Source organism: Nocardia vinacea (genome assembly GCF_035920345.1).
In the GTDB taxonomy this organism is placed as follows: Bacteria; Actinomycetota; Actinomycetes; order Mycobacteriales; family Mycobacteriaceae; genus Nocardia; species Nocardia vinacea_A.
In genome coordinates, this window is record NZ_CP109149.1 from 3,607,327 (window position 1) to 3,626,941 (window position 19,615).

21 protein-coding genes are annotated in these 19,615 nt (G+C 63.8%); 10 read left to right on the forward strand and 11 right to left on the reverse strand.

Annotation, left to right across the window (positions count from 1 at the left end; all coding sequences use genetic code 11):
• Window positions 1–49: 49 nt before the first annotated feature.
• The 9 genes from OIE68_RS16820 to OIE68_RS16860 all read left to right on the forward strand — a co-directional run bounded on the left by OIE68_RS16820 (window position 50) and on the right by OIE68_RS16860 (window position 8,408).
• Complete coding sequence (locus OIE68_RS16820; protein WP_327100292.1) at window positions 50–1,096, forward strand: radical SAM protein; 1,047 nt, start codon at window positions 50–52, stop codon at window positions 1,094–1,096.
• Window positions 1,093–2,463 (forward strand): B12-binding domain-containing radical SAM protein, encoded by a 1,371-nt coding sequence (locus OIE68_RS16825; RefSeq protein ID WP_327100293.1) that lies wholly within the window; start codon window positions 1,093–1,095, stop codon window positions 2,461–2,463. The genes OIE68_RS16820 and OIE68_RS16825 overlap by 4 nt, the downstream gene beginning before the upstream one ends.
• 60 nt (window positions 2,464–2,523) lie before the next feature.
• The gene (locus OIE68_RS16830; RefSeq protein ID WP_327100294.1) at window positions 2,524–3,462 is read left to right on the forward strand and encodes an LD-carboxypeptidase; all 939 of its coding nucleotides are present in this window, start codon (window positions 2,524–2,526) and stop codon (window positions 3,460–3,462) included.
• Between the two features lie 31 nt (window positions 3,463–3,493).
• Complete coding sequence (locus OIE68_RS16835; RefSeq protein ID WP_327100295.1) at window positions 3,494–4,501, forward strand: amino acid--tRNA ligase-related protein; 1,008 nt, start codon at window positions 3,494–3,496, stop codon at window positions 4,499–4,501.
• A gap of 11 nt (window positions 4,502–4,512) precedes the next feature.
• Entirely contained in the window at window positions 4,513–4,923 is a 411-nt protein-coding gene (locus OIE68_RS16840; protein WP_327100296.1) for a hypothetical protein, read from the forward strand.
• Entirely contained in the window at window positions 4,920–5,642 is a 723-nt protein-coding gene (locus tag OIE68_RS16845) for an SDR family oxidoreductase (RefSeq protein WP_327100297.1), read from the forward strand. Before OIE68_RS16840 ends, OIE68_RS16845 begins: the two co-directional genes overlap by 4 nt.
• A complete protein-coding gene (locus OIE68_RS16850; RefSeq protein ID WP_327100298.1) occupies window positions 5,639–6,694 on the forward strand; it encodes a helix-turn-helix transcriptional regulator in 1,056 nt (351 codons plus the stop codon). Before OIE68_RS16845 ends, OIE68_RS16850 begins: the two co-directional genes overlap by 4 nt.
• Window positions 6,687–7,661, forward strand: coding sequence for a hypothetical protein (locus OIE68_RS16855; protein WP_327100299.1), 975 nt, complete (start codon window positions 6,687–6,689; stop codon window positions 7,659–7,661). The genes OIE68_RS16850 and OIE68_RS16855 overlap by 8 nt, the downstream gene beginning before the upstream one ends.
• Before the next feature lie 66 nt (window positions 7,662–7,727).
• Entirely contained in the window at window positions 7,728–8,408 is a 681-nt protein-coding gene (locus tag OIE68_RS16860) for a hypothetical protein (protein WP_327100300.1), read from the forward strand.
• Between the two features lie 360 nt (window positions 8,409–8,768).
• Here OIE68_RS16860 and OIE68_RS16865 read toward each other — a convergent pair whose 3' ends face one another.
• From OIE68_RS16865 to OIE68_RS16885, 5 genes are all read right to left on the reverse strand, one after another.
• Complete coding sequence (locus tag OIE68_RS16865; protein ID WP_327100301.1) at window positions 8,769–9,011, reverse strand: hypothetical protein; 243 nt, start codon at window positions 9,009–9,011, stop codon at window positions 8,769–8,771.
• Entirely contained in the window at window positions 9,008–9,613 is a 606-nt protein-coding gene (locus OIE68_RS16870) for a hypothetical protein (RefSeq protein ID WP_327100302.1), read from the reverse strand. The genes OIE68_RS16865 and OIE68_RS16870 overlap by 4 nt, the downstream gene beginning before the upstream one ends.
• Before the next feature lie 101 nt (window positions 9,614–9,714).
• Window positions 9,715–9,936 (reverse strand): hypothetical protein, encoded by a 222-nt coding sequence (locus OIE68_RS16875; RefSeq protein ID WP_327100303.1) that lies wholly within the window; start codon window positions 9,934–9,936, stop codon window positions 9,715–9,717.
• 6 nt (window positions 9,937–9,942) lie between these two features.
• A complete protein-coding gene (locus OIE68_RS16880; protein ID WP_327100304.1) occupies window positions 9,943–10,545 on the reverse strand; it encodes a hypothetical protein in 603 nt (200 codons plus the stop codon).
• A gap of 6 nt (window positions 10,546–10,551) precedes the next feature.
• Window positions 10,552–10,770: a hypothetical protein gene (locus tag OIE68_RS16885; RefSeq protein ID WP_327100305.1), complete on the reverse strand. Its 219-nt coding sequence runs from the start codon at window positions 10,768–10,770 to the stop codon at window positions 10,552–10,554.
• Between the two features lie 289 nt (window positions 10,771–11,059).
• Here OIE68_RS16885 and OIE68_RS16890 point away from each other — a divergent pair, with 289 nt between their 5' ends.
• Complete coding sequence (locus OIE68_RS16890; protein WP_327100306.1) at window positions 11,060–12,295, forward strand: helix-turn-helix transcriptional regulator; 1,236 nt, start codon at window positions 11,060–11,062, stop codon at window positions 12,293–12,295.
• Window positions 12,296–12,816: 521 nt separating this feature from the next.
• Here OIE68_RS16890 and OIE68_RS16895 read toward each other — a convergent pair.
• The 6 genes from OIE68_RS16895 to OIE68_RS16920 all read right to left on the reverse strand — a co-directional run bounded on the left by OIE68_RS16895 (window position 12,817) and on the right by OIE68_RS16920 (window position 19,572).
• The gene (locus OIE68_RS16895; protein WP_327100307.1) at window positions 12,817–13,686 is read right to left on the reverse strand and encodes an MBL fold metallo-hydrolase; all 870 of its coding nucleotides are present in this window, start codon (window positions 13,684–13,686) and stop codon (window positions 12,817–12,819) included.
• Window positions 13,687–13,933: 247 nt separating this feature from the next.
• Complete coding sequence (locus OIE68_RS16900; protein WP_327100308.1) at window positions 13,934–14,863, reverse strand: hypothetical protein; 930 nt, start codon at window positions 14,861–14,863, stop codon at window positions 13,934–13,936.
• Complete coding sequence (locus OIE68_RS16905; RefSeq protein WP_327100309.1) at window positions 14,860–15,783, reverse strand: hypothetical protein; 924 nt, start codon at window positions 15,781–15,783, stop codon at window positions 14,860–14,862. The genes OIE68_RS16900 and OIE68_RS16905 overlap by 4 nt, the downstream gene beginning before the upstream one ends.
• Entirely contained in the window at window positions 15,780–16,658 is an 879-nt protein-coding gene (locus OIE68_RS16910; protein WP_327100310.1) for a DUF4913 domain-containing protein, read from the reverse strand. The genes OIE68_RS16905 and OIE68_RS16910 overlap by 4 nt, the downstream gene beginning before the upstream one ends.
• Window positions 16,655–18,532 carry a type IV secretory system conjugative DNA transfer family protein gene (locus tag OIE68_RS16915; RefSeq protein WP_327100311.1) on the reverse strand — a complete coding sequence of 626 codons (1,878 nt, stop codon included), beginning with the start codon at window positions 18,530–18,532 and terminating at the stop codon, window positions 16,655–16,657. The genes OIE68_RS16910 and OIE68_RS16915 overlap by 4 nt, the downstream gene beginning before the upstream one ends.
• Before the next feature lie 47 nt (window positions 18,533–18,579).
• A complete protein-coding gene (locus OIE68_RS16920) occupies window positions 18,580–19,572 on the reverse strand; it encodes a hypothetical protein (RefSeq protein WP_327100312.1) in 993 nt (330 codons plus the stop codon).
• Between the last annotated feature and the right edge of the window lie 43 nt (window positions 19,573–19,615).

Sequence of the window (19,615 nt, forward strand, 5' to 3'; positions counted from 1 at the left end):
TTTGGTAATCCGTTGACCTGACACCATTTTCGCGCAGACCATGACATCTATGGATGTCAGCAATAGCCGCCCCAAGGCGCTTCGTCTGCCGCAGTTCCGCGTCACGCTGAACGCGCGGTGCGGCCGGGCCTGCTTCTTCTGTCGCCCGTCCGGTGAGGCCGTCGCCACCGCCGCGGGCAGTGAACTGCCCGTCGATCACCTCATTGCCGTTGCCAAAGTGATTCGCTCGGCCGGGATCACCAGCATCAAGCTGACTGGCGGTGATCCAGCCCTATACGACCCCCTTGAACTCGCGGTGCGGCGTCTACGAGGCGAGGCCGGTTTCGAGGAGATCGAGATCATCTCGCGGCATCCTCGTATCGGTGAGCGAGCCGAACACCTTGCCGCCCTAGGGGTGACACAGTTCAACATGAGCATCGATACCTTGGATCCGCAGTTGCATCACGAACTGTGCGGCGTCGACGATCTACCCCAGGTGATCGGTGCACTGCAGCGCTGCGTCCAGACCGGCGTGCCGGTCAAGGTCAATACGGTGGTCATGGGCGGCATCAACGACGACGAGATAGAGCAGCTCGCCGATTTCTGCGCGCACAACGGCATCCGGACCCTCAAGTTGCTCGACGTCATCAAGGATCTGGACGAGGGCGCAGAGAGTTTTGCCCGGCGCTTGGCGATCAAGCGGCGCAAGACCCTTCGCGATCTGTACACGCCGCTGGAGGTGTTCTCCGAGCGTTTCGCGGCCCAGGCGGTGAAGCGTGAAGTGATCAGCCAGGGCGGCCTCGGGCATCCGATGACGGCGACCACGCTGCCGACCGGATTGAAGCTGATGCTGAAGGACAGCAAGGCGGGTGCGTGGTACGGCTCGGTGTGTGATGGCTGCCCGTTCTACCCGTGTCACGACGCGCTGATGGCGCTTCGCCTCACTGCGGATCTGCGGTTGCAGTATTGCCTTCTGCGCCAGGACAATACGCTCGATCTACAAGGGGTGATCGGTGACGAAGAGCGCCTACGGGCCGCTGTTCTCCCGGCGTTGGCACCGTATACGCAGGCGACATTCCGGACGCCGGTGCGGCTGAAGCTGGAGGTGGGGGCATGACGAGCTTTCTTGGGCTACCGGGCAAGCGTCCGCTGGTGATTTTGTTGTACCCCAAGGTCGATCATGAGAAGGACTACGTCTACTTCTGGATGCCATTCTCATTGCTGACATTGGCCAAACCACTGATGGACGATGACTTGGCCGATGTGGTGTTGTTCGACGGCAACCAGCACAGCGCGGCCGACTGGGAGCGCCTGCTGAATGAACACCTAGACCGGACGCTCTGCATCGGGGTCAGCATCATGACCGGCGGTGGGCAGATTGGGCACGCGCTGGAGCTGGTAAAGATAGCCAAAGAACGAAGCAACTGTCCGCCAGTGGTTTTCGGCGGACCTCACGTTAACGTTCTGCCTGATCAGACGGCCCGCCATGAGCTGGTTGATGCCGTTCTGGTTGGGCCGGGACAGAATTCGATGCCTGCGTTCGTCACCGCGCTTCGAGACAAAGCGAATTGGGAGGATGTGCCCGGCCTGATCACCCGTCGTGGTACGGAGTTGGTCCGCGGGCCGGTCAATCCGCCCCGTACCGGCTTGATGGGCCATTACCCCTGGCATCTGCTCGATGTTGAGAAGTACGTGCGTGATGACCCGACCGTGGCGCCGCGGACGCTGAATTACATCAGCTCCCAAGGCTGCGTCTACAAGTGCCAGTTCTGCTACGAGCTGACCTACCAACGCAAATACAGTGCGATGGCGGCCGATGGGCTGGTGGCGGACATTGACGACTTGCGGCGGCGGTATGGCCTCAATGGCATCAAGTTCTACGATGCCGACTGGTTCGTCAATCTGCGCCGTGCTGCAGCGTTCTGCGAGGGTGTGATCGAGGGCGAGCTGGACATCCGGTGGGCGGCCTCAATCAATCCGAATGACATCCTGAAAGCGCGGCGGGCCGGTATTCCTCTGCTGGAGCTGGTAGCGAAGAGTGGCGGCTCGCGCCTGCTTATGGGGATCGAGTCGGGGAATGAGCGGGTGCTGCGCGACGTGGTGCGAAAGGAGGTCACGCGCGACCAAATCCGTGAGGTGACAGCGGATATTGCGGGGCATGGCCTACTTGGGTCATACACCTTTATCGTCGGCTTTCCGGGCGAACAGGACGACGAGGTGGACGACACCTACAGCCTGATCGAAGAGCTGCGCCAACTGGAGCCCACACCGGAGACACGGGTGCATCTGTTCGCGCCCTACCCGGGCACGCCGCTGTACGAAGATGCGGTGCGGGCCGGCTTCGAACCACCCTCGACGCTCGAAAATTGGTCGCATTTCGACTACTACGACTCCCAGACACCGTGGACCTCGGCCGCTACGGTGGCACGGGCACGGGCCGCCACCCAGATGCGGCTGCGGCCAAAAGCAGTCCTACAGGGTTGAACTCGTTCTCACGATTCGCCCGTCTGTCCACAACAATTTGGAATCTTGGAGGCAACTTCTATGGCCGAAGCCATCCTTCCTCGCGCGCTCAAGTCCGGTGACCGCGTCGGCATCGTCACTTCGTCGGCACCGGAGCCATTCACTGATCCTGAATGGTTCGAGCGCGGCCTGACTGCGCTCAAGGCTGCGGGCTTTGACGTTGCGGTGGCACCCACCGCGACCCAAGGGTTCGGCTATCGGGCCGCGCCGGAACAACAGGTGTTGGCCGATCTTGATGCCTTCGTGCGTGATCCTGCGACCAAGGGCATCATCTTCGCCGGTGGCGGCAAGAACTCCAACCGCCTGCTCGGCGGACTCGACCTCGGCGCACTGGCCCAGCACCCGAAAGTCATTGTCGGGGTGAGCGATCCGACCGTGCTGCTCAATGCCATCACCGCCCAGACAGGTCTCATTACCTTTCACGGTCCCTCGGTGGTCTGGGATTGGGGCACTGAGCAGTTGAACGAGTTGACCGCGTCGCACTTCGTACAGACTGTTGGTGGCCAGAAAGAGGCGGGCCGCTTCGACGGCTCCTCGCTGCGGGTCCTGCGGCGAGGCCACGCCGAAGGGCATCTCGTCGCCGGATGCTTGTCCGCGGTACGCAACCTGCTCGGCACGCCGTTCGAGCCGAACTGGGACGGCGCGATCCTGGCATGGGAAGACGTAAGCAAGCCGATTGAGCTGCTTGATGCCACGCTGACGCATTTTCGGGATCTGGAAGTGCTGGACAAGATTTCGGGCATGGTCGTTGGCGAACTGGTCAACTGCGAAGATTCGCGCGGCTGGGGTGTCGAGGCCATGCTGCACGACCTGACTGACGACTACGACTTCCCGATCCTGACCGGACTGCCCTTCGGGCACACCAGCACCAAGTACACCCTGCCCATTGGCGCGCAGGTGCGGATCGACACCGGCGATGCGTCACCGCTGCAAGTCGTCGGTCCGTGGGTCAGCAAATAACCAAGTAGCACAGGAAAAGTGGGGGTATCCCATGACCGTTCTCACCAGCAGCGACCGGCAGCAGTACGGCCGGTTCCTGCATCACCACAAGCAGGAGCGCGAACTGGCCACTCGCCGCCTGCACTTCATTCAGGCCGTCCGGGACTATCTGCGATCCAAGGGATACCAGGAGACCCCGGTGCCGGTGCTGACCCACTATCCGGAAAGCGCACCGATCGGACAATTCGAAACGCGCGACCCGATCAGCGGTGAAGGCTACTACCTGCGGCACTCAGCCGAGGAGTTCCTGCGTCGGCTGGTGGTGGCCATCGAGCGCGTCTTTGATCTCGGCCCGGTTATGCGGGCCGAAACTCCGGATGCCATGCGAGCGGTGGAGTTCGTCATGTTGCAGTCGGCCGCCCGCAGCATCAGCGTGGGTGAGGGCATCGAGCTGGTTGTCGGGTTGGTGCAGAGCGCCATTCAATCCGCCTTCGGTACCCAGCAGGGTGAATACGTCGATCTGAGCAAGATCACCATCAAGCGGTTCGACGAGGCGGTCGCCGAGCAGCTCGGTTTGGACATCGAGCTGCCGGACATCGAGCTGCTTCCCACTGCCCGCAAGTGGCTTGCCGATCACCAGCTCGCGGCCGATGGCACCGACTGGGAAGTGGCCGAGGCATTCATGAAGCACGCCATCGAGCTGCGGCAGCAACAGCCCACCGTGCTGACCGACTTCCCAGCTATTCTCAAGCACAACAGTCAGGTCGACCCGGCATCCGGTCGTGCCCAACGCTTCTCGCTCATCGTTGATGGCATCGAGTGTGCTGATGGTGGATTGAAGCTGCGCACCAGTGACGACTATCGCTCCATGGTCGACGCCAATGCCGCACTGCGCACCCAACTGTTCGGTACGCCGATCGACGACGGCCCCACCGATTTCTACGCCGACGTCGACACCGACCCGTGTGACGTTGTCACGTTCGGCCTTGGGATCGACCGGGTGCTGGCCGTCTTCACCGGCCGATCGATTCACGATCTGCAACTCTTCCCCTACCACTAGGAGCTGCGTACATGGACGCGTTGCCCGAGTTCCGCGCGGTCGTCATTCGCGAGAGCCTGATCGGCGGTGACCTGCCGGCCGATCTTCGCGAAGCCGCAGCACGCGAGTATCCGCACCTGTTGGATGAGGTCACGCCGATCAGCATCATCGAGTTCCCGGTTGCTGCCGACGTCGCGCTACAGGTCACTATGCAGCTGGCCGAGGTCCTGCTGCCGGAAAAGTACTACGCCCACCTGGTCTCCGAGGGAGAGATGCTGATCGCTTTCCCAAATACCGCCTACCGCCTGAGCCGTAACGACGAACGCGGCGAACAGCAGGCCCAGGCCATCGGTCGCGTCTTCGGCATCCCGGACGAGCAGATGCGCTTCCTGGAGATGTTCGAAGTCGATCATCCCGACGCCCCCGCGCTCGCGGCGGAATGACCGCAGCACGCCTCGCTGTGGTCGCGGGCGCCAGCGGCGCGATCGGCTCGGCAGTCACTAGCCAGCTTGCCGAGGCCGGCTGGTCGGTGATCGCCACCTATCGAAAGCAGCAGCCCGATCCGATCCACGGCGTCACCTGGGTGCGCTTCGACGGCACCCGCGATGACGAAACCGAACAACTCCGCACGGCGATCCAGGCCGCCCTGCGGCCGGTCTCCGCAATCATCTGCTGCATCGGTGCGCCGTCTTCCAAACGGCGCATCGCTGATACGCCCGGAGCCGAATTCGACGCGGTGTTCGCGTCCAATGTCACTGCCGTGGTGCGCTTCTGGCAGATAGTTGGTCATTCGGCTCGGGTGGGGAAAGCCGGTGTCGTGGTGCTGGGATCCAGCGCCACCGAGACCCTGCGGCCAGGCAACGGCGCATACAGCGCGGCTAAGGCCGGACTGGAGGCCCTGGTTGCCACGCTGGCCGTCGAAGAGGCGGAGCACGGCGTCCGGGTCAATCTCGTCGCACCGTCACTGGTGGACTCACCGCTGGCCGAATCCATCTTGGCTCTGAAAGGTGTGACCGACCCGGTTGCGTACTACCAGGCTCTGCCGTGGGGCCGAGCATTGACGACAGACGAGGTGGCCTCGGTTGCCATCGATATCGCGACCACGCCACACTGGCGCTATGCCAGTGGTCAGGTGGTGCGGCTCGCGGTGCGTGGTGAATGACCACGACTAAACGCCACGCCCGCCAGGTGGGCATCGTCCATTTGCTGCGCTCCCGCGAGTGGGTCTCGGCTGCATCCTTGGCACAACGATTCGAGGTTGCCCCGCGCACCATCTACCGGGATATCGAGGAACTGTGCGCGGCCGGCGTCCCGATCGAATCCGTGCCCGGGCCAGAGGGCGGATATCGGTTGGCGTCTGATCAGCCACTGTCACCCCTGACGCTGGAAGCGGATGAAGCGCTCAAGCTCTACGTGATCAGTCTGCTCGACCGATCAGACGATGCCGCCACCACGACCGGCATCGAGGGTTTCACCAACGCCTACTCCCGGGAGGCATTGCGCCGGTTGAGCCAGCGCATCTATTTCGACACCGCCGACTGGTACTGGAAGGACGAAGGCTCCGGTCACCTGCCGGTGGTTCGCCAGGCGCTGCTCACCGGCACCGCAGTCAAGATGAGCACCCGCGTCAAAGGCACCAATGAGCCCGCTACCTCGATCGTCAAGCCGTACGGCATCATTTGGAAGTCCGGTGAGTGGTTCCTTGTCGCCGCTCCGATCGATGAGCAGCCGGAACGCTACCGGCTCAACCTGGTCGACCAGCTCAGCCCGACCGACTTGCGCTTTTCCTATCCCGAACAGTTCCAGCTGCGCGAGTGGTGGGCCGACGAAATGGAGGCGTACGGCAAGGGCGAGGTGCTCGTTCAGCTCCGCGTCGCACCCACCGCCCGCGACGAAATGGCAAGGCTGACACTAAAATCCAACTCCAAGCTCATCAGTACCCCAGACGGGGGATTGACCATCAAGCTGTACGTCGATCGTTGGGAGTGGCTGATTCCGCTCGTCACCAGCTACGGCGCCGACGTGCTAATCGAAGAGCCCGAAGCATTGCGCCACGCAGTCATCGCGCACCTAGCGCGGGCGCTTGACGCGTATGACCAGGCAGTTTTCAATAAGGACAGCGGCCCGGAGAGTGAGCGGAGCAGCTACCGCAACGACGATTCCCGACTTCGCTCCACCCGCGGACGCGCATCCATCGGAGACCTCCATGCCTGAGCCCACCACCCTGAACCACACCGACACTCTGCTGCTTGCGGTCAAGCAGCCCTTTCACTTTCGTTACACACTGTGGAAGCCGTCCCACTTCGCCACCGATCTAGAACAACACAGCCGGGACACCAGCTGGCGCACCTTCCGCGTCGGCGAACGGATCTGCGGTGTGGTCATGACCATGGACAGCGACGACATCCTCCGCGCTGAAGTATTCAGCGATTCCGGCTGGACCGACGCTGACCGGGATCGCCTGAGCACCCGCCTGATTCACTCCTACGGCCTCAGTGAGGACATCTCCGCTTTCGTCGCCGAGGCCGAACGTGTGCCACAGATGGCCGCACCGCTGTCAGAATTGGCCGGGATGCGGCAAAGCTGCCCCGAGAACCTGTTTGAGATCGCCATCATTTCGCTGCTGCTCCAAAACGCCACCATAGCGCGCACCACGCAGATGATGACCAACCTGCTCGACCACTACGGCCACCTCGCCACCTTCGACGGCGTCACACTCAAGGCGTTCTTCACCCCGGCAGATATCGCCGGGATCGATGAAGCCGTCTTCCGGGAGCGCGACCGACTTGGATACCGCGCCAAGTACATTGGCCGCTTCGCCGAGTTCTTCACCAACCATGACCCGGACGAAGTCGATCACGCTTCTAAGGCCGAGCTGATGACGAAATTCCAAACGATCAAGGGGGTCGGACCGTACACGGCGGCGATCATCGCCGGGTCCGCCGTCCGCGACCCCTCAGCCCTCGGTCTGGACGTCTGGAACCGCAAGATTCTCGCCCAGCGTTTCCTCGACCTAGATGACGCCGAAGTCCCTATCGTCCAAGCCAAGATGAGCGAACTGTTTCCTGGATACGAAGGGCTCGCCGGCCTGTACGTGATCGAGGACGTCTATCGGCAGCAGGCGGTGGTGGCGTTGGTGGGTGAGATCGAGTCAGCCCCAGACCGGTGGACCAGGAAGTAATCCGGCTTCGGCGAGTCCAACTCGTCGCTCTAGCGTGTTCGAACTCCTAGTCGGATCATCCCTGGTATGGAGTTGAGCGAGGCATGGCTGACGTACTTCGAAGTTGTTGCGCTCGTTGCTGGAGCCATATTGGCGCTGCTGTTCGTCGGTCTGCAGGTGGGGTTTGAACGATGGAACAACACGGCGCTCCGCATCTATGTCGCGGCAACCACCCTGTTAGAGCTCGCATCTCCTCTGACGATCAGCATGTTCGCTCTGCTACCCGGCAATCGGTGGTGGCTTGCCTGCTTCATCGTGGCGGCGATCGGCTTGTCCTCGGTCGTCGGGCACGGGGTGGTTTATGGCATGGATTGGTACGGCAGGAAACAGATCAAGTTTCTTGATCACTTTCAAATGTGGGCAAGCGTTGCTATCTCTACGACCGTATACACACTGGTGCTCTTGTCCGGACTCTGGAGGGACGATCCGACGTGGTTGGTTGTCGCCGGATATGCATGCATCTGGCTGATCATCTCGGGAATGTTTGAGTCGTGGTTGTTGGTGACGCTACCGACGGACGGCGTTGCGCCTGGGCATGTCGCTGCCGACGTGAAGCCCGGCGTAGCCCAGCCAGTTGAAATAAGACTAAAGGAAAGCCCACCGTCGCTCTCTCCGATGCTCGCGGCGGTTGGCGGCGCAACCGCCGTGGTCCTTGCGCTGGGAGCTGTTCGAATGCGGCTGGGCAGCAAGCAAGTTCACGATCGTTAGGCACTGCATAGTCGCCTAAGGTCGCCGCATCCCCGGATCTTTGGGCGGCAGTGTCCGCCGCCGCTCGGCCTTCACTACGGGCAACACATCTGTGTCATCGTCTCTCCCGGGTTCGTCGTCATACCACGACCACCGCGTCCGCCGCTCCGGCCTTCGGATTGGGGGCGCGGGTGCGTCATCCACACGCTCGTCAGGCGGTTCCTCATCGATGTCCCAGACGTCGTGTCTCGGTATATTCCCCACCGCGTGCCGCCCTTGCCGCTCCGTTGTCTTCCACCAGTACCCCAGCCGAAAGCCCAGCACGCCAGCAAATATCAACGATGCGAGCCACGGAATGATGACGAGGGGTGTGGGCATCGGTCAGTCCGACGTCCCGGCGGTGTCTTGGCCGGTATCCCAGCCGTCAGCCTCCGCTTCCAGCACAAACACCGCCACCTGAAGATGGACCAGGCAATCGTCGGGTCGGTGATGACGGTGGATGAAGCGCAGTTCGACAGCGCGCCGGACAGTCAGATCCATCAGATGGGCGTGACACCAGCGTTCAGCCAATTTGCCGTCAGCTTCGACAAAGACCTTTTGCTCCAACGGCTCTGGCATCGTCATTGCCCTGCGTGGTCGGCGATGGCGTCGCTGCCGCTATCCCCATCTGAGGTCTTGACCAGCCTGCGGACATCGCCAGAGCTGACATTCGGTCGCACTGTACGAGGCGGCAAATCATCCGTCGCTTTCTCCGGCAGCCGCACCGTTCCTGCACGTACGTCCTCGACCAACTGGTCGAATGCCTTGCACTGCTTGAGCAATGCTGCAGCATCACGTTCGCCGTGGGCGGGGTCGTGCTGCCGCAGGGCGTAGAGCAAATACTTCCAAGCCAGCCAATAGACCATCTCGCCGTATGACGACGGATTCATCGGGGCGCTGTCCTCGACGGTGATCTCCCGGACGTGTTCACCGGCCTCTTGGTCGATGAGGAAGGTCAATACCGACAGTTGCTCGTGGAAAATATGGGGAACATTGCGGCGCTGGTGGTAGATCAGGCGCAGGATGCCGATGTACTGCTGAGCGCAGCGCAGCATGACTGTTGTTGGTTCTTCTGCACCACTGAAGACCCGCAGGAAGCGTCCAGCATCTGGCAGCGGCTGGTCGGGCTGGGCCTCGACGGGTGGGAGCGAGAAGACGAGCGGCTTCTCCGGGGGATAGCCCATCACGAAGTGACTCGGCGACTGAGCATCTGGCGGCACAGGTGAGGTGTCCCTTCAGGTTTCGAGCGTGGATGGTCTGCGCGGCTGCGGCGCAGGATGGAAAAATGTCAGTCCCAAAGCTGGGCGCACGGCAGCGGAAGAAGATCCACTGTGACTTCGTCATCGACCGTCACGGTGAACTCCGGAAAGCCCTGGGCCAGTTCGTCGGCGACGTTGGCGGCTTGCTCGGCCGAAGCAGAAAAGTCCAGCTTCAGAGCGCCGGACTCGATGTGGATGTGCCGGATACGGCGCGGTGGACGGCGTGCCCGGACAGGCAGAAGCGGTGCCATCGCTGGTCACCGCCCGACTACGAACTGCTGACCAAATTCGATCGCGGCCACGAGGCAGTCGTAGCCCTGGCAGAGCTGCGCCAATTGAGTTGCCTCGGGTGGCTCCTCATCCGTCGCCACGGCGTCTAGCACCTGTACCCAGAGGTCGGCCATCCGGGCGACCAGTGCCCCAATACTTTCCGTTTGCACGACCATGACCGGGGTGTTCTCGGGGACGTCGTCGATCGGGACCGGTGGTGGCGTCGCCGGTGCCACGAGCGCCTGCTGCTGGTCGACGGCATCGTCAATGACGGCGGTCAGGATGTCGCAATTGGCACGGGCTGAAACCAGCTCTGAGGCAGCCTGTTGCAGTTCGTAATGCCCGATCTGCTCGTCCGCCAGGGCGAGTAGCGCGTGCCGGTGCTGCCGCTGGCAAACCACCAAGTCGACCGCCGTATCCACGATGTCACTGCCGTGAAGTTGCCATACCCTAGCGAAGGCCGCCAACAGCAGCTCGCTCGACGGCAAGGCCATATCTGGCGCCCATTCCGGGATCGTCTCGATTGGAGCATCGCCCGTGGTGCTCGACGGACGACCTTCCGGAGTGCCGCTATCAGGCACGCTGGTCATGGACGATCACCGCGGCTTACTCGTGCTGAGCACCATCCGGCCGGCCTCGACCAGGACGTCCTGAGCTGCTGCCTTGCGCGGGCAAATCTTTGCCCGGCAGGCAATATGGATCTGCAAAATGTCGTGCGCTTGTGCCGGGGTGAATGGAAGCATCGGCGCAGCGTGAGCAGCGGAATCGCACAGCGCGATGAGTTGATACATGGCAAGGGAATTCGTGGTGGCCACCGGGATCTCCGTTTCGGGTACAGCGGGAGGGATAGGGCGGTGCCCGGCACCGGGGGCTTTCGCCACCGGCCTGCCACTGTGGCGGGCTAGTGCGCCGGACGAGGGGTAACGGCGTCGGCCCGGTGCCGGGTACCGTGGTTGACCGTAAGCCCCGCAAAAAGCCAGCTAGGCAGCTAAATTACGGGTTCCGTTTGGAATATACGAAAAGGCGTATATTCTTCGGTGCGAACGCATTTCGGGTAGACAGCCAGGGGAAATCAGCCGACAATCGGGGATGCTGGAAATGCATATGACGACCGGCGAAGTTATCCGACGGATACGCAAATCCATCGGCATGACCCAGAACGAGCTGGGAGAGCTGATCAACTTCTCTCAGCCCGCAATTTCGGGCTTGGAGCGTGGTGGCCCCGCCGCATACGACATTCGCGTCTTACGGCACGTGGCGCGTGCGCTTCAGGTTCCGCTGGCCATACTGGTAGTGGAGTCGGACGAGGAGGCAGACGTGGACCGTCGCAACTTCTTCAGAGCAGGGGCACTCGGCAGCGCTGGAGCCGCCATGATTGCGGCGACCGGATCCATTCATGCGGGATCGGCATCAGCGGTGAAAGTCGGTGCCAGCGACGTGGCCGGGATCAGCGATAGCATCAACGAGATTCACGAGCTTGACCTGCTGGTAGGCGGCGACCGACTCTGTGTCCTTGCGGCTGGGCAGGTGCGATACGTCAAGCAACTGCTGGACGCGGGCACCTTTACCGAAAACGTTGGCCGACAACTCGCCACGGCGACCGCCGAAATGATGACCGCTGCTGGTTGGGTGCACTACGACGCCGATCGCCGGGACGACGCACGTGGCTTCTACGCCGACGCAGTCCATACGGCGAATGAAGCTGGTGATGGCATCGCAGCTGCCCATGCCCTAATGAATGCCAGCATCATTGACCTCGACACGGCTGGCTTAGTGCAGGGAGCCGCCAGCGGGCATCAGCCACGCCCGCAGAAGGCGGCACATTTAGCACAGGCAGCCCAGAATGCCGCCCGCCGTAACGGTGGCCCGAAAGTACGTGCGTTAGGGGCGCTCCGCGAAGCCCAGGCGCAGGGCGTTATCGACAAGACAGCGATGCACAAGGCCATCGCCCGCGCACACCGGGCGTACGAATCCGGCCGGGGATACGACCCTGACTGGGTCTACTTGCCAGAAGCAGAGATGAACGGGCTCAGTGGCATCGCCTACATGTTCGCGGGCCAATACCCTCAGGCTGAGGAAGCCTTGCAGGCTGCCATCGACGCGTCTGCTGAGTGGCCTCGCGAGCGGACCGGCTGGCAGCTGTATCTGGCGCACACCTTCATCGAGGCCGGTGACCCCGCGAAGGCGTGTTCACTGCTCACAGATAACTTCAGCACAATCGGTACCGTGGCCTCCACCCGCCTGCAGCGAAAGCTAGACACAATTGCGGCCGCAGTTCAGCCGCATGCTGCTGTACCCGAAGTGAAGACGTTTTTGGGAATGCGGGCATCCCGGGTCTGAGGAGTAGTGGCGCCGTTGTCATTCTGGCGTCGGAGTGTGTGAGTTCGACACCCCACCCAGTCTGCGAACTAGCGTACGAACTCCTGAATACGTTGTCGGTAACAGCGATTTCGGAGGTGTTGACGCAGACTGAGCGCTCGTCGTCGTCGACGACGAGCCCTCGGCTTCCAGCAGCTATGGTCATCTCCTGGTCCTTAACTCACGCCAGGCTAGGCGGCCGCCCTTGAGCGTGCTCTACATCGGCGTGCCGCGGACAAGCGTGAAGCGGAGTTAGTACGAGGCGAGCAACTCGTAAAGCTCGCGGCCTCGCTCCGGCAACTGTCCCAGCGGCTGGCCAGCTTCGTATGGGACTGGACTGGGCCATCCTTTGCCGCATACCGCGCTGTCCGAATCTGCCAAGCTGCGTTGCGCAAGGAGCAGACCTGTTGCGGCCCATGGTATCTGGCGCTCCGCGAATATGGCATGTTCGGTCAGCGTCTGCGGAGGCCGGGACGAGTTCGACACCTTCTGACATTTTCGGCCTACCAGCATTCGGATTGCCACACCCGTTCGCCGCTGGCGCCGACGGTGACGCGGCCGAGTTGCACGTCGGCGAAGTGAATTCCGAAACCGAGAGTGTCAGGTTGCGTGAGTTGGTCGATCAGTCGACAAGCTGTGGCCGTGGATTCGGCGGGGTCGTCATCGGCGGCGGCGTTCAGTTCAGGGTGGGTGATCTGGAGTGGGGTTTGCATGGCGTCGCCGAAGACGATCAGCCTGTGGCTGGGCGAGGTGATCTCGTAGGCGAGGTGGCCGAGGCTGTGTCCGGGGGTAGCGAGTGCGCGCACTCCCGGGAAGATCTCTTCGCCGTCAGCGATGGTGTTGACGTGGGCGGTGAAGACGTTGAGCATTTCCGGGTTGATCCCGTCGGTGACCGTGAGATCGCGGTGGGCCCATTCGGTGTCTCCGACCAGGACCGGGATATCGGCGAACGGACTGACGGTGGTCGCGGGCACGGATTGCCATAGCCAGCCGATGTGATCCAGATGCAGGTGGCTGACGGCGATCAGTTCGGCATCGGCCGGGGTTTTGCCTGCGGTGGCGAGGCTGGTGAGTAGCTGCCCGCCGCGCATCAGCCCGTAGGGCGTGGGAATGGCGAGTGGTCCGAAGCCGGTGTCGATGAGCATGGTCCGGTTGCGGTGCTCGATCAGCAGCGCGCCGATACTGGCGACCAGGTATCCGTCTGGGTTGATCAGATGCGCGTGCTCGGCCAGGATCTGGTCGTCGGAGTCGGGCAGCCACAGGCGGGGGTCGAGCAGAGCGATCCCGTCGGGTAGGTAGGTGATGCGGTGATCACCCAACTGGTGGCGGTGGGTTGTCGCGGGGCGGGTGAAGTGGTCCAGGCTCACGGTCACGGTGGAGACTCCTGTCGTATGGGTGTGGGACGGACGTGGGAGGCGGGGCGCGGCATCGGGGCGACCGTGACGTTTGTGGGCTCTGGGACGGCGCTGGTCACGACGGCCTGGTGGCTGTGTCATGGCGTGAACGGGCAGGCTGTCGTGGTCGCCGACTGCTCGGCAGCGACGACGCTGGTGGTGCCGACGTTCGATGAATGCATGTTGCCTCGCTTGAAAGTTGTTGGTGGACAACGGCTACCGTCCGCTACAGGTCGGGTCCGGCGTTCGGGTACGCGTCGACGACGGCGCAATCACCGCTGTCGAGCTCGGCTGAGGCGTCCCATCCGTACGCGGTGCCCGGTATCGCGACGGTGATCACTGACTCGATCTCGGTTCCGGTGTCGGTGTCGTTCGTGGCTGCCGCGTCGAGGCTGTGGCGAGCGCGGTCGATCAGCGCCTGTGGCGTTGGGGGTTGTTCGGTGTCGCCTGCTGGGGTGTCGGTGCCGCGATCTGTACTGCGCAGGCTCTTCAGTGAGCGCCGCACGCTGGCGGCGATGGCAGGGGCGGTGTAGGTGCGCCAGGCAGCGTTGAGGTCATCGAGGCTGTAGTGCCGGTAGGTCTGGACCCTTCGATCGAGGTACCTGCTGGCGGTGTTGAATACGCGGGCGCGCTCTTTGCCGTCCATGCCGAGCGAGGTGGCGGTGGCCGCAGCGCGTGTCCACAGTGCGTCCATATTGCGTCGTAGCTGTTCACCGGCAGCAGGTTCCGGGCCAGTGCTGATGCCATTGGATGCGAGTCGATGCTGGCGAGCGACGGTGATAGCGGCCATGTCGGCGAGCTGTCGGGTGTCCTGGACAACCCGCTTGGCGCTTCGGCGTCGTGTCGGCGATCGTGTTGGGGGCAGCAGTAGTTCGTCGGTCCATGCACGCCCGGATCGCCCGGCCGCGCGGGCTTGGTCGACCCAGCCCGCGGGCATACCGTCTGCGCGGGCGCGGATCTCGGTCAGGTCCCGATCGCGATCGACTTCAGCGATATGGTCGAGCAACTGGCGGCCCTCCGCGGAGCGCGGCGTGATGTCCGGTAGGGCTTGGCGCAGCCGCTCGCCGAGGGCGGCGAGGTGATGGATCTGGCGTAGGAGCGCGGCCTGCTCGGTCGGGATATCGCGGATCCGCAGCGGCGAGGTCGGGCCTGTCACGGCTCGGCCTCTTGCCACATAGGTGCCGCCGCAGCTACGTCAATCTGTGCGGCGCTCCAGGGTTCGGTGCCCGTTGAGTCGCTGAATATCGGTGCGTCCATGACTGTTTCGGCATCGGCGCTATAGATGGGGCTCGCGGCATCGACTGCGGCGTCGATGGCCGCACCCGCTGTGGCCGCCGACAGGAACAGCGGTGTCGGGGGCGTGAGCGCGGCACTGATCGCGGACTTGAGCGCCTCGTGGGAGGGCAGCGCTACTGCGGCGTCGATCGCGATCCCGGCCTCGGCCAGCGCGCGGGCTTGCAGTGCGTCGGTACGGGTGTCGGTGCGTGCCACTTGATGCCAGCGCTGCGCAAGACCCTCGACCGGGACACCGTCGAGCATCGCCACCCCTGCGGCCACCCAGTCGCCTTCGGCGCCCCACAACTGGTGGGCCTGTTCAGTATTGACCCCGAGCAGGTTCGCCACACCTGCGGTCCTGGCCCGCAATACCTGCAGGTTGTGATCGAATCGTGCGCTCGACCCGTCCTCGGTTCTGGCTGCGATCGGGCTGTAGGCGGCGGACAGGGCGGTCCATTCGCGCAGGCGCTGCACCTGAGTGTCGAGGCCACCGAGGATCTCGTCCCAGTTCAATGGCTCCGGTGTGCGCAGGTAGAGGTCGGGGTTCCACCGCATTGCTCGGTCACCGCGCTCGCGGACGTGATCGACCCACGCGCGCGGCACCCCACCAGCGAGTGCGACATCGGACAATGCTTCCCGCAGCGTCGCGCGGTTGTGGAAGACCTCGAACCAGGACGGCGGTGGACGTTGCCCGCTGTGTTGCTCGTACTGGGCCGCCTCGGCCAGCATCGTGGTGACTATCACCGACTGGATCTGCAGGGACCGCAGCACCTGCACCTGCGGGCGCGTCGGCGTGATCACAACCCCGGGCCTCCCGCCGCACCATTGACTGCGAAGGCTCGGAAGTCGGGGCCGAATCCCAGGTGCTCGATTGCGGTTTTCGCACCGGGGGCACCGAACCACGCGGCGGGGATGGGTTCGGTACGCAGTCCGGGTATATCGAGGTGCTGGTCGGGAGTACAGCGGTGAAGCGGGCCATTGGCGGCGTCGAGGATGTAGCGCATGTGGGAGTCGATATGGCGCACGAACAGCCCACTCATCGCGGACTTGTCCTCCGCCAGGCGCGCTGCCTCGAAGACCGCGTGCAGGCCGCCGAAGCGGACCGCGACCCCTTGGTGGCGCCACCACTGCCTACACCAGCTGTACTGGCCTTCACGATTCGAGCCCGCGATCCGCACCGCGGTAACCGGCAGCAACCAGTCCTGCACGAACTCGCTGTAATGAGCGAACCGCGGCGGTGGCTTCTTCGGCTCCTGCTCCTCGCCCTCGGGTGCGGCCTCGGGTGGGCGGTTCGCGGAGGTGAACCACCCCACTGGGACGGGGTCGAATGGCAACGAGGGTGTGGGCAGGTGGGTGGTGCGGGTGCAGCGGTGCAGCGGACCGTTGGCGGCGTCGAGGATGACTTTGAAGTGGGCGTCGAGGTGTGAGAGCAGGAACGTGCTGAGGCTGGTGGCGGTCTGTGCGCGTCGTTGGGCCTCGAATGCGGTGTGCAGGTGCGCGAACCGCACGGCGACGCCGCGGTGGGCCCACCACTTGCTGCACCAGGTGTAGGTGTTCTCCCGGTTCGCTTCGGCCAACCGGACGTTGATCGTGGGCAGCAGCCACTTTTCGGTGAACACGGTGAAATGCCGGTATGCCGGTGGCATCGGCTTCTTCTTGCCCGCCGCCGCGCTCATGACCGCTGACCACCGTCTGCCGGATCGTCGTCCACAGGCTCAGCAGCCCCAGTGATCTGGTAGGCGGTTTTCTCGAAGCGCTCCAGTGATGTGCGGATCAGGGGTGCGTATTCGGTGTTGGACCACCAGATCTTGTGCACGACTACCGGTCCGTGGTTCGGGAGTCGTACCAGGGCACGGTCTTTGGGCAGTGCTGCCAGCAGGGCGACGTCGAGGATGGGTTCGGGGCGCCAGGTCAGGGTGCGGTTGACTCCCCCGGCGCCGTGGCTGCGGGACCGGTCGGCCACATCGTGGGGGCCGGTCATCGCCGACCAGTGTTCGAGGTAGTCGACCGCGGCGATCCCGCCGCCGTAGACCTCGATGGATTGGGCGCGCATCGTTTTGAGACCGTTTGCGCCCCACAGGTCTTCGCCTTGTTCGAGGACTTGCAAGATGGTGATGAGGATGATGCCGCAGCCACCGGCATAGGTGTAATAGGACGGCAGCTCCGAGATGCGGGCGCAGTTGGCGGCCTCGTCGAGCACCCCCAGCAGCGGCACCGCCAGCCGCCCATCCGGGCGTGCCCGCGCCGCCTCGAGCCCAGCCTCGAGGATCTGGCCGACCAGCGCCGCGGTCAACGGTGTGGCTCCGTCGGGACCGGCCATCGACAGCGCATATAGCGTGTCCGTGGAGGTGACGAATTCGGCGGGTTTGAACTCCGGCAGGCTGTGGGTCGGGTCCTGTTCGGTCTTGTCGATGACGACGCGGGTTTTGCGGGTCTTCTTGTCGGTTTCCTCCCGTACCGCCAGGAGCTGGCGTCGTGGTGGGGTGACCAGCCGCGCGTAGCCTTCGTCGGACAGGACGTTCAAATACCGCCTGGCCATGTCGAATAGGCCGTCGCGTTGGCGGGCGTAGAGGGCTTGGGATTCGATGATGCGTTCGGCTGGCCGATGGTGACCGTAGTGACGCAGGATCAACGCCGGGGTTTGATCTTGATCTCTGCCCAGCCATTCCGCCACATGCAGCAAATCCCCGCCCGCGCACGCCGCGGCAAACATGTACAGGCTCAGAAGTTCTTGAGCGCCACCGTCGAAATAGGAATCCACTCGGGCGTTGGCGGCCTGCGACACCGACCCGGAGGCGGCCGAGACGAAGAACCCCGCCAGCTTTCGGGCCGCGGGTAAGTTCGTGACCTGGGTGAGCAGGTTGACCCAGAACCCGCACTCGATCGTGCCGGTGACCGCTTGCAGATCACACAGCCAGATCCGGCCTCGCTGTTCGCGCCCATAGACGGTGTGCCGGTACAGGTCCGGTCGGATCGAGGTGGCCAGGCACGGCCCCCAGGCGGCCAGAACCGCAGGCACCGCCCAGACCATCGTCTTGCCGGTGCGGGCGCCGGCTGCCAGTGTCACGCACATTTCGGCCGGTACGAATAGCTCGACGCCGCCGATCACTGTCTTTCCTAGTGGCGGGCCCTTGAGGGCTTGGATCGCTGGGTCGGCGTCACGGAGAAGTCGCTGGTTGGCGAGCGCGTTATCACTCGCGCGGGCCAACCGAATCGCCGCGGGTCGTTGCATCGTGCGCGCGGCCGCGTCGATCTCGTTACGGGCGCTCAATGCCCGCCAGCCCGCGATAACCAACGCTGCTCCCGCGGCGGTGAAGACGACAGCCAGCACGCTGGCTTGCCACGGCCAACGGTGTTGGCCCGCAACGACTTCCAGCAGCGCGGTCACCGGATGGCCGGTGACCGGCAGTCCGGCCCACCAGCTGCCCAGGCTCAACGCCGCCCACAACTCCAGCGCGAAGGCCACCAACAGCAGAAACATCAGCAGCAGCGTGGTTTCCTCGCCCAGGCCGCGTTTGGTGCGGCGACGGGTCTCTCGTGTCGAGATCATGATCAAGGTCCTCCAAGTGGGTGTAAAGGATTGGGGTGAAACGGTTTTCACAGCGCAACGTCGGCGTCCACGCTGTGGGTGCGGTGGGTGGTCGCAAGGTCTTCCTCGACGCCGTCGGCGGTGCCCCATTCGGCGAACTCCGCGCCGGGCAGAGCGGCCGCAGTGGCGTCGTCGATGGCCGCGCCACCGCCTCGATCGGTGTTAGCGAGCCCGTGATAGGTGTTGTCGAACCCGTCGGCCACGGCTTCGGAGACAGCTGGGTCACGTTCCGGCTGTGGGTTGGACTCCAGCTGCGGGTCGCCGGTGTGTTCGTGCTGGTAGGTGCCGTCGCGTCCTGCCCGGATGGCGGCTTCGATATCGGCGGACGCGACACCGGCGTCTGCGGCGTCGACGCGGGCGGTGCGGGCCGCCGCGAGTAGCGATTCCAGGCGTGCGATGTGGGCTTGGTCCTGTTCGGGTGAGCCATCCCAATGTTCGGACTGCCAGGTGTGTTCGGCGGTGAGATCCTGGAGTCGGCGTAATGCGGCGCGCTGGCGTGCGGCGCGTTCGTCGGCGCCGGTGTCGAGGTCGCCGAGTTCTTCCTCGGCCGCGAGCAGCTCATCGGTTTCGGCGATGATCGCGTCGACCTCGGCCAATGTGCGCAGTTCCGGGCCGCGGCCGCCGAGGGCTCGGTCGAGCAGGCTGGTGCGCTCGGCGTCGCGTTCGGCGGAGTGCTCGGGGGGCTGCCAGCGCACGCGGTCTTGATCGGAGCCGGTGATGGTGGTTTCGATGTGGCCGGTGACTTCGGCGGCTTGGCGAAGGTTGCGCCACACCAGAGCGTCGACACCGAGTTCGCCGGCGGCTTTGGCTTGGTCGATGCGGGTGTAGGCGGCGCGGGTGGCTTCGGGTCGAAGCTCCCACCCTGAGACCGCGGCTTGTAGTTGTTCCCACTGTCTGCGGTGCTCGATGGATTCGTGGCGGCCCCACTGGGCGGCCAGCTCATCGGCCTGGGTGGTGAATTCTTGCTTCTGTTCGGGTGTTTCGGCGAACGGCGCGAACATGCGCAGTTGGTAGTAGCGGGTGAAATCGGCCCGGATCTGGGCC